The sequence below is a fragment of the Castellaniella sp. S9 genome (assembly GCF_027257175.1).
In the GTDB taxonomy this organism is placed as follows: Bacteria; Pseudomonadota; Gammaproteobacteria; order Burkholderiales; family Burkholderiaceae_B; genus Castellaniella.
Window position 1 is genome coordinate 320,605 of sequence record NZ_JAPFGD010000002.1, and the last position, 12,451, is coordinate 333,055.

Below are 12,451 nucleotides of genomic sequence, written 5' to 3' on the forward strand. Positions count from 1 at the left end.
TTTGGGTTTCTGCTGGGTGGCCGCCGGCTGCAAAGCGCTTATAGGGCGATCTCCCGCAGGAGCTGCGCCTGGTCCGCGGGTTCGCTTGCCTTGCCGGCCAGTGTGATGCTGCCCCGCTTCATGACGTAGAAGCGGTCCACCACCGTCAACGATCGCTTGACGTTCTGTTCCACCAACAGGATGGACACCCCTTCCTTCTTGAGTTCCTCCAGCAGTGTGAATATATCGTCGACGATCATGGGCGCGAGGCCTTCGCTGGGCTCGTCGATCAGCATGAGGCGCGGACGGCCGATCAGCGCCCTGGCGATCGTCAGCATCTGCTGTTCGCCGCCGGAGAGCGTGATCCCCGCCTGCGTCCGGCGTTCGTGCAGCCTGGGGAAGCGCTGGTAAATGTCGCCCAGGCCCTGGCGCTGTTCGGCCTTGGACAGCTTGGGGTTCTGCAGCAGCCCCAGTTGAAGGTTTTCCTCGACGCTGAGTCCCGGAAATATCCGCCGGTCTTCGGGAATGAAGGCGACCCCCTGGCGGGCGATGGCATCCTGTTCGAGACTGTCGAGCCTCGTGTCCTGGAAAAAGATGTCCCCTTGCGCCGGCTTGACCCATCCGGCGATCGTCCGCAGCGTGGTGGTCTTGCCCACGCCATTGCGGCCGAACAGGCCGACGATTTCGCCGGCCGCGATTTCCAGATCCACGCCCTGCAGGATGTGGCTCAAGCCATAGTAGGAGTGTACCCCCGACATACGCAATATCATATTGTTCACGCCTCTCCGAGATAGGCTTCGCGTACCGCCGGGTTTGCCCGGACCTCTTGCGGGACCCCCTCGGCCAATTTCTGGCCCTGGTGCATGACGACGATCCAGTGCGACAAGTCCATCACCAGTTCGATGTCGTGCTCCACCAGCATGACGGCGATGTCCTCGGCGATATCGCGGATCATGCTCTTCGTGTCTTCCGTATCGCCATGCGACATGCCCTGCGTGGGTTCGTCGAGCAGCAGCATCCGGGGTTCGCTCGCCAGCGCCAGGGCGATTTCCAGCCGGCGCTGCTCCCCATGGGACAGGTAGCCGGCCAGATCGTTGCGGCGTTTGGTCAATAGAAAACGCTCCAGGAGCTCCCGGGCCTTGGCATCGGCGCGTGTGCTGCGGGCCAGGGGCTGCAGCAGGCGGCTGTCGGCCTCGAGGAACTGGCTGGCCAGCCGCAGATTTTCCTCCACCGTCAGGTCGAAGAATAATTTGGTGATCTGGAAGGAACGCGCCATGCCGGCCCGGCAGATGCGGTTTGACGGCCAGCCGGTGATGTCCTGGCCCTGGAAGCGGACATGCCCCGCGTGCGAGCGGATCGCGCCGACGATCAGATTGAACAAGGTGCTCTTGCCCGCCCCATTGGGGCCGATCACCGAGGTGATCTGCCGGTCGCGCGCCTGCAGGCTGACGTTGTTGACGGCGCGCAAGCCGCCAAAGGATACGCTGACCCCGTCCACGTTGAGGATGACGTCCGTCATGAGGTTTGCCCCCGTCGTGTGATGGCAGTGGCCAGTCGCTTGTATAGGCCGACGAATCCCGCGGGGAAGAAGATCACCGTCAGCATGAAGATGATGCCGATGACGATGCCGTGGTGCAGCGTCCAACTGCTGATGAAGGTCTTGAGGGCGATCAGGAAGACGCTGCCGTACAGCGGCCCGATGAGCGTGCCCGTGCCGCCGAGGATCACCATGATGACGGCATTGACCGAGATGTCGAAATACATGAGTTCCGGGGACACGAAGCCGCGCAACAGCGGGTACAGGGTGCCGGCCAGCGCGGCCACGTCCGCGGCGATCACATAGGATGCGAGTTTGTACCGCCAGGGGTTGTAGCCCAGGGCGCGCACGCGCTCCTCGTTCGAGCGTATGGCGATCAGCACGCGTCCGAAAGGCGTGCTCGTCAGGTACAGCAGCCCCAGGTACAACACCAGGACGAAGGCCAGCGACAACATGAAGAAACTGACCGGGTCGCCCAGGTTCACATTGAAGAACCCAAAGTCGATGTCCAGCACGGGAATGCCCGTGATGCCGTCCGATCCGCCCAGGGAACGCGTGTTGTAGACCGACTGGCCGGCCACTTGGGCCAGGCCGAAGGTGATCAGGATGAAATAAACACCTTTGGATCGAATGGCGATGGCTCCGATGATCAGCGACACGACGGTGGAGGCCAGCAGGCTCAGGCCCAGTGCGCTCCAGAACCCATAGCCGCTGCCCTCCGTCAGCAGCAGGGCGGTCAGGTAGGCGCCCATGCCGAAAAACAGCGCCTGGCCCAGCGAGAACAGCCCGGTATACCCCAGCAGCAGATCGACGCTGAGGGCGATGCCCGAGAAAATCAGGGCCTCGGTGGCCAGGCGCAGATAGAAGGTTTCCTGGCTGATGCCGGCGACGATGGCGAAGGCGATGGCGACGATGAAAAAGAGCCAGGCGAGGAACCTGGTGCTGGCCGTTCCATTGAGTTTTTGCGCACCCACGGTCATCGGCTCCAATTGAACAGGCCCTGCGGGCGGACGATCAGCACAGCGATCATGATGCTGAAGATCAGCGGTTCCCCCCAGTTGGGAGCGATGTACAGGCTGGCGATGGATTCGATCTGCGTCAGCAGCAGGCCGGCCACCACCGTGCCCCAGAAACTGCCGATCCCGCCCACGATGACGACGGTGAAGGCCAGCAGGATGAAATCGTGGCCCATCGTGGGAAACACGGAATAGATCGGCGCCAGCAACACCCCCGCCAAGGCCGCCAGCGAGATGCCGAAGGCGAAGGCGCCGGAATAGATCAGGCGCACGGGCACCCCCAGGCTGGCCGTCATGTCCTTGTCATGGGCGGCCGCGCGAATCACGGCGCCCAGGCGGGTCCGGAACAGCACGAACCAGGTCAGCGTGATGATCACCGTGCCGAACACCAGCAGGAACAATCGGTAATTCGGAATGATGATGCCCGCGATCTCGGTCACGCCTGAAATGGGATTGTCCGGCTTCATCGTGTTGGGCCCGTACAGCACGTCGTACAGGTCCTTGAGGATGATGGACAGGCCGATCGTCAGCAGCAGGGTCAGCGTGTGGCGGTCCGGGCTGTGATAGACGAACCGGATCAGGCCTCGTTCCACCAGGGCGCCGATGGGCATCACCAGCAGCGGCGTGATGATCAGCGCCGCCCAGAACCCCAGGCCCAGGGCGTACAGCGTCATGCTGACGAACGCGCCCATGGCGTAGAACTCGCCATGGGCCATGTTCACCACGTCCAGCAAGCCGAATATGATGCTCAGCCCCAGGGACACCAGAATAATGGCCACGCCGATCGTCAGGCCGTTGATGACCTGCGGGCCCAGGACGAATTGCAGATATTCGATCATGTCGGTTCTTAGAAACGCTCACACGTATCCGCACCCGCGGCGTCCGCACCCTTGATCTTGTCGACGATGGTGAATCTGCCGTCCTTCACCTGCAGGACATACACGTCCATGATGGCCTGGTGGTCCCCGGCGCGCATTTCTTTCTTGCCCTGGGGGGTATCCCAGGTCAGGCCGCGCATCGCGGTGCGCACCGCGTCGGTGTCGGTGCCGCCGGCTTTTTCGACGGCGGCCTTATAGAAATACACCACGCCGTACGAGTCGGCGCCGTACAGGTCGGGCGTCGCATTGGTCTTCTTTTGGAAGTCGCTGGTGAATTTCTTGTTTTCCGGCGTATCCAGGTCGGGTGAATAACCGGCGACGGTCACGAAACCCTCGGCGGTATTGCCCATCGCCTGGATATTCTGCGCGGTGACGGCGACGGAGGCGCCCGCCAGAGTCATGCGGCTGCGTAAGCCGTATTCCTCGAGCTGGGAAAAGAAACGCACAGTGTCGTTGCCGGCCGTCGAGGTATAGATGATGGCCGGACGGCTTTGGCGGATTTGCCCGAAATAGGACGTGAAGTCCTTTTCGCCCAGCGGCGGGAACAGCTCGCCCACGATATTCAGGCCGGCCTCCTTGGCGGTGCTGACAAAACCGGCGACGGTATTGCGGCCCATTTCGTAGTCCGGGCCGACCGCCAATATGCGTGCGTCCGCTTGATGGGTCTTGATCCATTGCACCAGACCGGTGGCCTGCATGCCGCCGGGCGCATTGACGCGGAACAGATTGGGCGAGCACCGGACGCCGGTGATGGCATCGGACAGCGAAACGGTCGTGGACGCCAGGCGTTTGTTGCGCTCGGCCACCTGGCCCACTGCAATGGTGCCGCCCGAATTGACCACGCCCGTCAGGAAATCGACCTTGTCGCTCTGGAACAGTTTTTCCGCCTTGCGGGTCATGACGGCGGGATCCGCCTCGCCGTCCTCGAAAATCAGCTGGATCTGGCGGCCGGCGATCCCGCCCGACGCGTTGATTTCCTCGACGGCCAGTTCGGTGCCCCATTTGACCTGCTGGCCGATGGGCGCATAGGCGCCGGACAGCGGCGTCAGCACGCCGATTTTGATGGGTTGGTCGTTGGCTGCAAATGCGGGTGCGCAGGCGGCAGCCACCAAGGCCGCCGTGATACCGGTGGCGAACTGACAAATGACTTTGTTCATGATTGCGAGTCTCCGTCCTTATGATTAGAAAGTCCCGATGTACCAGCGACTTATCTTATAGGGAGTGGATACGAAAACCATTATCAGCGTGTCCGCTGATTTATCTCTGGGTCTTTTTTAAGGATTTTCCGTCCGACGGCGGTGCCATTTTAAGCAAGTAAATCATACTGATAGGTAAATACAAGCACTACATGATAAAGACTTGGGCGCAGGCTTTGTTCTACCATGGTTGGATATGAATACTACAGCCGGAAAGCCAGAGACATGAGTTCCGAATTGGTGAATGAATCAGGCCCGCATGTGGGTCGCCGCGCACTGCGCGTCGAGGACGCGGCCCTGTTGACCGGTCGGGGACACTATGCGGATGACGTCGGCGTCAAACCCGGCACGCTGCAGGCTGCGATCCTGCGCGCGCCGCATGCCCATGCGGAAATCGTGTCTATCGATACGGCGGCCGCGGAACAGCTGCCCGGCGTGCGGGCCGTGCTCACGGGTGCGGACGTCCGGCAATGGGCGGCGCCGTTTCCCGTCGGCGTGCACCAGCCCATGGAGCATTGGTGCATGGCCATCGACAAAGTGCGTTACGTCGGGGAACCTGTCGCGGTCGTGATCGCCGAGGACCGATACCTGGCGGAGGACGCGCTGGATTTTGTGGAGGTCCAATACCGCCAGTTGCCGGCCGCCGTCGACCCCGAGGCCGCGGCGGGCGCGCAGGCGCCCGTGCTGCACGAGGCGGTGGGCTCCAATGTGGTCACCGACCGGCATTTTTCCTACGGCGATCCCGACGCGGCCTTCGAGGCCGCGGAACACTGCGTGTCCCTGACGATCCACTACCCACGCAACTCGACGACGCCGATCGAGGGGTTCGTCGTCGTGGCCGAATACCTGGCGGGTGGCGAAGGCTACGATGTGCTGTCGAACTTCCAGGGGCCGTTTGCCATCCATACGGTGGTCGCGCGCGCCTTGAAGGTCGGCAGCTCGAGGCTGCGCCTGCGCTTCGTCAAGGACTCGGGCGGCAGCTTTGGCGTCAAGCAGGCGGTCTCGACCTACGTGGCCCTGCTGTGCCTGGCGGCGCGCAAGGCCGGGGCGCCCGTCAAATGGGTGGAAGACCGCTACGAGCACCTGATGGCCTCGGCCGCCGCCCCGAACCGGGTCACGACGATCGAGGCCGCGGTGCAGGCCGACGGCACCCTGGCCGCCCTGCGCTATGACCAGATGGACGATTGCGGCGCCTATCTGCGCGCCCCGGAACCGGCCACGCTGTATCGGATGCACGGCATCATGACGGGGGCCTATCGGGTGCGCAACCTGGCGGTGCGCAACCGGGTCGTACTGACCAACAAGACGCCCAGCGCCCTGGTGCGCGGCTTCGGCGGGCCCCAGATGTACTTCGCGCTGGAGCGCCTGATGCAGCGCATCGCGGTCGAACTGGACCTCGATCCGCTGGAGGTGATCCGGCGCAACCTGATCCAGCCCGATGCATTCCCGTATCGCGCGCCCGCCGGCGCCCTCATCGGCTCGGGCAATTACCAGGAATCGCTGGCCCTGGCGGTCGGCCGCGGCAACCTGGACGAATTGCTGCAGCGCCGCCAGGCTGCGCGCGCGGCCGGCCGGCTGTACGGCATCGGCTACGCCGCCGTCGTCGAGCCGTCCATTTCCAATATGGGCTATATCACGACCGTCATGACGGCCGAGGCGCGCGCCAAGGCGGGCCCCAAGAACGGCGCGATCGCCAGCGCGACCGTCAGCGTCGATCCGCTGGGCTGTGTGACGGTGATCATCGACTCCGTCCCCGGGGGCCAGGGGCACCGCACGGCCACCGCCCAGGTCGTGGCCGATGTGCTGGGCCTGGCGCCCGAGGACATCATCGTCAACACCGAGCTGGACACGCAAAAGGATGCCTGGTCGATCGCGGCGGGGAACTACTCCAGCCGTTTTGCCGGCGCTGTCGCCGGCAGCGTCCATGTGGCCGCCCTGCGGATCCGCGAAAAAATGGCGCAGATCGCCGCCGATACCCTGCAGGCGCCGCCGGACACGATACAGTTCGCCGGCGGCACGCTCTATTCCAGCGAGGCGCCCGATCGCCGCTTGCGTTTCCATCGCGTGGCGGGCCTGACGCATTGGTCGCCCGGTTCACTGCCCGCCGATATGCAGCCGGGCCTGCGCGAAACGGTCTTCTGGTCGCCGCCTCAGGCCGAGGCGCCCGATGACAAGGACGTGATCAACAGTTCCGCGGCTTATGGATTCATTTTTGATATTTGCGCCGTGGAAGTGGATCGCGCCACCGGGCAGGTACGCATCGACCGCTACGTGACCTCCCATGATGCCGGCTGCCTGCTGAATCCCGCCCTGGCCGAGGGCCAGATACGGGGGGGATTCGCCCAAGGCCTGGGGGCGGCCCTGCTCGAGGAGTACCGGTACGGGGCCGACGGCAGCTTCCTGTCCGGCACCTTGGCGGATTACCTGATGCCCACCGCCTGCGAGGTGCCGGAGCCCATCATCGTGCACCTCGAAACCCCGTCGCCCTACACGCCCCTGGGCGCCAAGGGCATCGGCGAGGGCAACAACATGAGCACGCCGGTGTGCATCGCCAATGCGGTGGCCGATGCCTTGGGGGTGGCCGATGTCCGCTTGCCGCTCACGCCCTCGCGCGTGCATGCGCTGCTGGCCGAGCCGGAACCCGAGCCCCCGTCGGCCGAGGCGTCCCGCGCCCCGGCGGCGTCGGCCGACGGCAGCCGCGCGGGGCGCGATACGCTGCGCATGTCCGGTACGGTGCAACTGGCCGCGCCCCCCGAACGGGTCTATGCCGTCCTGATGGATCCGGATGCGCTGGCCAGCGTCATCCCGGGGTGCCATGCCCTGGAACAGGTGGATGAGCACACCTACCGTGCGGAAGTCACGATCGGGATCGGCGTCGTCAAGGCGCGCTACCAGGCGCAGGTCACCCTCAGCGACCTCGATCCGCCGCATGGCCTGTCGCTGGGCGGCAAGGGCATGAGCGCCCTGGGAACGGCGCAGGGCAGCGGCACCGTGCGTCTCGAGCCGATGGCGGGAGGCACCCGCCTGGCATACGACTATGACATCGCGGTCAGCGGCAAGGTCGCGGCCGTCGGCAGCCGCATGCTCGAAGGGGCCGCCAAGGTCATCCTGCAGCAGCTCTTCGAGCGGCTGGGCCGCAAGGCGTCCGGTGAAACGATCGTCGCCCGTCCGTCCTGGTGGCGCCGCTTGCTGGCATTTCTGGGGATAGGCCGATGAAGCCCAGTGCTTTCGATTACGTACGCGCGGACCGCGTACAGGATATTTTCGACGCCTTCGGGCACTACGGCGCGGAGGCACGGATCCTGGCCGGCGGGCAATCCCTGATGGCCATGGTCAACTATCGGCTGGCGCGTCCCAAAGCGCTGGTCGACATCTCCCGCTGTGCCGAGCTGGATTACATGCATGTCCGGGATGGGCACCTGGTCGTGGGGGCGGCGGTCACCCAGGCCAGGGTGCAGCAGCGCGAGGCGCTGGCCCGTGAGGTGCCGCTGCTGCATCTCGCGTTTCCGTACATTTCCCATTTCCAGATCCGCAGCCGCGGCACGGTGTGCGGTTCGATCGCCCATGCGGATCCCAGCGCCGAGCTGCCCCTGTGCCTTGCGGCGCTGCAGGGCTCGGTCGTCTTGCGGTCCAAGTCCGGGCGCCGCACCCTGGCCGCGGACGCGTTCTTCACGGGCATGCTCATGACGGCCATCGAGGACGGCGAATTCATCGAGGAGGTGCGGTTCCCGCTGGCCGCCGAGGGGCAGCGCTACCGGTTCGACGAGGTGGCCCTGCGGCGCGGCGATTTCGCCATCGTCAGCCTGGCCGTGGTGGCCAGTGCCTCCGACGTCGCCCTCACCATCGGCGGGGTGGCGGACAGGCCCGTGACACGGCGCTGGCCGCGCTCCGTCGCCGGCGACTTGCCGGCCGCGCTGGCGGCATTCGCCTGGGACCTGCAGGCGCAGAGCGATCCGCACGTCAGCGCGGCCTACCGCCGCCATCTGGTTCGCACGCTGGGCCAACGACTGATTACCGAGGTGCTCGATGAAACCGTATCGTAGCGACGCATTGCAAACCATCGGCCTGATCCTGAACGGCCGCGAACGCAGCGCCCGGGCGACGCCGCGCATGCTCCTGTCCGATTTCCTGCGGCATGCGCTGGGGGCCACGGGCGTGCATGTCGGCTGCGAACACGGGGTTTGCGGCGCCTGCACCGTGCAGGTCGACGGCGTGCCGGCGCGTTCCTGCCTGATGCTCGCGGTGCAGGCCGAAGGGCGCTCGATAGAAACCGTCGAGGGCCTGAACCGCGACTGCGCCGTCGAGCTCACGGACCTGCAGCAGGCATTCAAGGACCACCATGCGCTGCAGTGCGGCTTTTGCACGGCGGGCATCCTGATGTCCAGCGATGCGTACCTGAGGCAGGAGCCCTGTCCGGATGAGGCGCAGCTGCGCGACATGCTGTCCGGCCACTTATGCCGCTGCACCGGCTACACCAACATCGTGCAGGCGCTCCAGGCCGTCGTGGCGCAGCGAAACGGGATCAAGAAGGAGGAGGACGAGAATGTTCGATCTGGGTCGTAGCTTCGTAGCATCCGTTGAACGCAGCCCTGACGCACTGGCCATCGTGGATGGCGATCTACGCCTGAGCTATGGGGAGTGGTTCGAAAAGATCCGCAGGATCGAAGGCGGGTTGGGCCGGCTCGGCATCGGGCACGGGGATCGCGTCATGGCCATCATGCAGAATCGCTGGGAGATGGCCAGCCTGCACTGGGCGTGCCAGTTGCTGGGCGCGGTCATGACGCCCCTGAACTGGCGGGCCAAGCCCGACGAGGTGGATTACTGCCTGCAGTATTCCGAATCGCGCGCGATCGTCTACGAGGATGTGTCTGCGGATGCCGTCCAGGGCGCGTCTTCCGCGGACAGTGTGCCCAGGATCGCGCTGGACGGCGCCGCAGGCGCGACCCTGGGCTTCGAGGAATTGCTGGAGGCGGCCCCCGCGGCGGACCTGATCCACGCGCAAGCGCAGGACTGGTCGCTGATGCTGTTTACGTCCGGCACCACGGGACGCCCCAAGGGCGTGCCGCGCCGCCACCAGCACGAGCGCTCCGCCGCCTTGGCGCACATCGCGCAGAACCTGTATGCGCGCGGCGAGCGGACTTTAGGGGTCATGCCGCTCTATCACACCATGGGCGTGCGCTCGCTGCTGGCCATGTCCATTCTGAACGGCTGCTTCGTCTGCGTGCGCAAGTTTGACGTGCCCCTGGCCTTGCGTTCCATCCAGCAGGAAAAGATCACCAACCTGTACCTCGTGCCCACGCTGTACCACGACATCGTCCAGCATCCGGATCTGGCGGCGACCGACATCAGCTCGGTGCGCAAGCTCGGATACGCGGGCGCTTCCATGACGGCGGCCCTGGTCAAGCGCCTGCAGGAGGTCTTTCAGCCCGAGCTGTTCGTCAATCACTACGGGTCCTCCGAGGTCTACACCTGCACCATAGAACCCGATGTCGTCAGCAAACCGGGCAGCGCGGGGAAGTCCGCGCTGAACCAGCGCATCCGCGTCATCAAATACGGCTCGGATGATATGGACGAGCTCGCCGCGATCGGCGAGGAAGGCCCGATCGCCGCGGATCTGGCCGGGGACGAGGCCTTCGAAGGCTATTGGCGGCGCCCCGATGCGGACGCCAAGGCGATACGCGGCGGCTGGTTCCTGACCGGCGACCTGGGCTACTACGATGAGGATGGCGACTTGTTCGTGACGGGCCGGGTGGACGACATGATCGTCAGCGGCGGGGAGAACATATCGCCCACCGATATCGAGAGCCTGCTGTCGCTGCATCCCGCCGTCGACGAGGTGGCCGTCGTCGGCCTGCCCGACGAGCGCTGGGGCGAAAAGGTCACCGCGTTCGTCAAGGTCAAGGCCGAGGTGAGTCCCGAGGAACTGGACGCCTATTGCCGCTCGTCGAGCCTGCCCAATTTCAAGCGTCCGCGCGGCTACGTCTTCGTGGACGAGATGCCCAAATCGCCCGTCGGCAAGATTCTGCGCCGGGTGATCAAGGAAAAGCATGCCCGCGCATGATTCTTAATTTTCACCAAACCTAGGCAAATACAATGGATCACACGAATCACTACGATGGCTTCAGCGTACAGATCAACGCCGAGGCGCAGCGCGCCGACATCATCCTCGACCGTCCTCCCCTCAACGTGATTTCCATGCCGCAGCGCGATCAGCTGCGCCAGGTGTTCGAGGCGCTGGACATCAATGACGCCGTGCGCATCATCGTATTGCGTGCGCAAGGGACCCATTTTTCCAGCGGTGGCGACATCAAGGGCTTCCTGGCCGCATCGCCGGAGCATGTCTCCAAGCTGGCCTGGAATGTCGCGGCGCCGTACCGCTGCAGCAAGCCCGTGATCGCCGCCAACCGCGGCTATTGCTTCGGCGTCGGATTCGAACTGTCTCTGGCATGCGATTTTCGCATCGTCACGAACACGACCCAGTACGCACTGCCTGAACAGAAGCTGGGACAAATCCCGGGTTCCGGCGGTTCCGCGCGCTTGCAGAAAATGATCGGCATCACGCGCACCAAGGACGTGGTCATGCGCTCGCGCCGCATATCGGGGGAACAGGCGTATGACTGGGGGATCGCCACGCAGTGCGTGGATGACGCCCAGCTCGAGGAGGCGACGGACGCCATGGCGCGCGAACTCCTGGCGTTCTCGCCGCTGGCGCAGCGCACGGCCAAGAAACTGCTGAACGATACGGACGATGCCAGCTTGTCCACGGCCATCGAGCTCGAGGGCCACTGCTACAGCCGCCTGCGTTCCTCCGAGGATTTCCGCGAGGGCGTGGAGGCCTTCCATGGCAAGCGGCCGGCGGTCTTTCGCGGAGTCTAGTTCACGGCACCGGCGTGCCGCCGGGCTGGCTCAGGGGGCCTTGTTCGCCTGGTAGACGTCGACCACCTGGCGGTACTGGCTGGGCAGCACCCCGGTGTGCTGCTGGAAAAAACGCGTGAAATGGCTTTGCGCGTTGAACCCCAGGTTGGCCGACAGCGTGCTCATGGACTCACGCGTGTCCGTGATGCCGTGGATGGCCGCCTCGACCCGCAGGATGTTGTTATAGAGCGTGGGCGTCAGGTTGGTCTGTTCGCGAAACAGCTTGAAGAAGTGGGCGCGCGACAGGCACGCCTCGGACGCCAGTGCCGCGGTGTCGACCTTGGAGCCCGCATTCGCCCGCATGTAGGAAATGGCGCGGCGAATCCGGGAATCATGAATGTGCGGGAAATCGTAGGCGCTGAGGTATGTCGTGCTGCGCCATTCCGAGAACGCGTCGATCACCAGCACCATCAAATTCGACAACTGCGTCTGCAGCGCGTCGTCGCTGATCTGCCCGCCGTACAGCATCGTCGTGGCCAGGCTCTCGGACAGCGCCCGGATCTGCGGCGGCAGATGCACGCAGGGTTGTGGAAAAAAATTGGGCGACTGGCTGGAGATGAACGACTTGTCGATCTCGCTGAGCCAAAGGGGCTCGATGTAGAACGCCAGGATCACCGTATGCGGCGCGTTGTGGTTGTGGTGCGTGTATGCGTGAGGCTCCCAGGCGTTGATCAGGACGGCGGTGTCCGCATTCAGTGGACAGTATTTGTTGCCCACCCGAAAAAAGGTGTCGGAGCCACCCACTTTGATCAGCACATGGCATTGGGAATGCGCATGGTTCACCAGCGGATGGTCCATGTTGAGCAGGGCGATGCGTCCAAATTGCCCCTGGAGAACCCGGATAGCGGATGACATTGCTGACCTCGTCGTCATGGGGAGTGACGCCGGGGCGCAATCCAGCGGACATCGCGCCCCATCACTAGCCAAAAT

At 64.5% G+C, this 12,451-nt stretch carries 11 protein-coding genes; 5 read left to right on the plus strand and 6 right to left on the minus strand.

What is annotated here, in order from left to right; all coding sequences use genetic code 11:
- Positions 1 to 38: 38 nt before the first annotated feature.
- Genes OOZ48_RS04230 through OOZ48_RS04250 form a run of 5 tightly spaced genes read right to left on the minus strand, consistent with a single transcriptional unit; the run spans position 39 to position 4,567 of the window.
- Positions 39 to 749 (minus strand): ABC transporter ATP-binding protein, encoded by a 711-nt coding sequence (locus tag OOZ48_RS04230; protein WP_442867535.1) that lies wholly within the window; start codon positions 747 to 749, stop codon positions 39 to 41.
- A 5-nt stretch (positions 750 to 754) separates the two neighbouring features.
- Complete coding sequence (locus tag OOZ48_RS04235) at positions 755 to 1,498, minus strand: ABC transporter ATP-binding protein (RefSeq protein ID WP_269495962.1); 744 nt, start codon at positions 1,496 to 1,498, stop codon at positions 755 to 757.
- Entirely contained in the window at positions 1,495 to 2,490 is a 996-nt protein-coding gene (locus tag OOZ48_RS04240) for a branched-chain amino acid ABC transporter permease (RefSeq protein WP_269495963.1), read from the minus strand. The genes OOZ48_RS04235 and OOZ48_RS04240 overlap by 4 nt, the downstream gene beginning before the upstream one ends.
- Before the next feature lie 2 nt (positions 2,491 to 2,492).
- Positions 2,493 to 3,371, minus strand: a complete 879-nt coding sequence (locus OOZ48_RS04245; protein ID WP_269495964.1) for a branched-chain amino acid ABC transporter permease — start codon at positions 3,369 to 3,371, stop codon at positions 2,493 to 2,495.
- Positions 3,372 to 3,379: 8 nt separating this feature from the next.
- Positions 3,380 to 4,567, minus strand: coding sequence for an ABC transporter substrate-binding protein (locus OOZ48_RS04250; protein WP_269495965.1), 1,188 nt, complete (start codon positions 4,565 to 4,567; stop codon positions 3,380 to 3,382).
- A gap of 264 nt (positions 4,568 to 4,831) precedes the next feature.
- Here OOZ48_RS04250 and OOZ48_RS04255 point away from each other — a divergent pair, with 264 nt between their 5' ends.
- From OOZ48_RS04255 to OOZ48_RS04275, 5 genes are read left to right on the plus strand one after another with little or no spacing between them, the layout of a single operon-like run.
- A complete protein-coding gene (locus OOZ48_RS04255; protein ID WP_269495966.1) occupies positions 4,832 to 7,822 on the plus strand; it encodes a xanthine dehydrogenase family protein molybdopterin-binding subunit in 2,991 nt (996 codons plus the stop codon).
- Complete coding sequence (locus tag OOZ48_RS04260; RefSeq protein WP_269495967.1) at positions 7,819 to 8,649, plus strand: FAD binding domain-containing protein; 831 nt, start codon at positions 7,819 to 7,821, stop codon at positions 8,647 to 8,649. The genes OOZ48_RS04255 and OOZ48_RS04260 overlap by 4 nt, the downstream gene beginning before the upstream one ends.
- Positions 8,633 to 9,169 (plus strand): (2Fe-2S)-binding protein, encoded by a 537-nt coding sequence (locus OOZ48_RS04265; protein ID WP_269495969.1) that lies wholly within the window; start codon positions 8,633 to 8,635, stop codon positions 9,167 to 9,169. Before OOZ48_RS04260 ends, OOZ48_RS04265 begins: the two co-directional genes overlap by 17 nt.
- A complete protein-coding gene (locus tag OOZ48_RS04270) occupies positions 9,150 to 10,667 on the plus strand; it encodes an AMP-binding protein (RefSeq protein ID WP_269495970.1) in 1,518 nt (505 codons plus the stop codon). Before OOZ48_RS04265 ends, OOZ48_RS04270 begins: the two co-directional genes overlap by 20 nt.
- A 32-nt stretch (positions 10,668 to 10,699) precedes the next feature.
- A complete protein-coding gene (locus OOZ48_RS04275) occupies positions 10,700 to 11,482 on the plus strand; it encodes an enoyl-CoA hydratase/isomerase family protein (RefSeq protein WP_269495971.1) in 783 nt (260 codons plus the stop codon).
- Positions 11,483 to 11,512: 30 nt separating this feature from the next.
- On the opposite strand, the gene OOZ48_RS04280 is transcribed toward OOZ48_RS04275, so the two are convergent.
- The gene (locus OOZ48_RS04280; RefSeq protein WP_269495972.1) at positions 11,513 to 12,376 is read right to left on the minus strand and encodes a helix-turn-helix domain-containing protein; all 864 of its coding nucleotides are present in this window, start codon (positions 12,374 to 12,376) and stop codon (positions 11,513 to 11,515) included.
- Positions 12,377 to 12,451: the final 75 nt, after the last annotated feature.

Bases quoted from the DNA above. Each gene is read 5' to 3' on its own strand.
- OOZ48_RS04230 (WP_442867535.1), bottom strand. From the start codon at position 749: ATGATATTGCGTATGTCGGGGGTACACTCCTACTATGGCTTGAGCCAC.
- OOZ48_RS04235 (WP_269495962.1), bottom strand. From the start codon at position 1,498: ATGACGGACGTCATCCTCAACGTGGACGGGGTCAGCGTATCCTTTGGC.
- OOZ48_RS04245 (WP_269495964.1), bottom strand. From the start codon at position 3,371: ATGATCGAATATCTGCAATTCGTCCTGGGCCCGCAGGTCATCAACGGC.
- OOZ48_RS04250 (WP_269495965.1), bottom strand. From the start codon at position 4,567: ATGAACAAAGTCATTTGTCAGTTCGCCACCGGTATCACGGCGGCCTTG.
- OOZ48_RS04255 (WP_269495966.1), top strand. From the start codon at position 4,832: ATGAGTTCCGAATTGGTGAATGAATCAGGCCCGCATGTGGGTCGCCGC.
- OOZ48_RS04260 (WP_269495967.1), top strand. From the start codon at position 7,819: ATGAAGCCCAGTGCTTTCGATTACGTACGCGCGGACCGCGTACAGGAT.
- OOZ48_RS04265 (WP_269495969.1), top strand. From the start codon at position 8,633: ATGAAACCGTATCGTAGCGACGCATTGCAAACCATCGGCCTGATCCTG.
- OOZ48_RS04270 (WP_269495970.1), top strand. From the start codon at position 9,150: ATGTTCGATCTGGGTCGTAGCTTCGTAGCATCCGTTGAACGCAGCCCT.
- OOZ48_RS04275 (WP_269495971.1), top strand. From the start codon at position 10,700: ATGGATCACACGAATCACTACGATGGCTTCAGCGTACAGATCAACGCC.
- OOZ48_RS04280 (WP_269495972.1), bottom strand. From the start codon at position 12,376: ATGTCATCCGCTATCCGGGTTCTCCAGGGGCAATTTGGACGCATCGCC.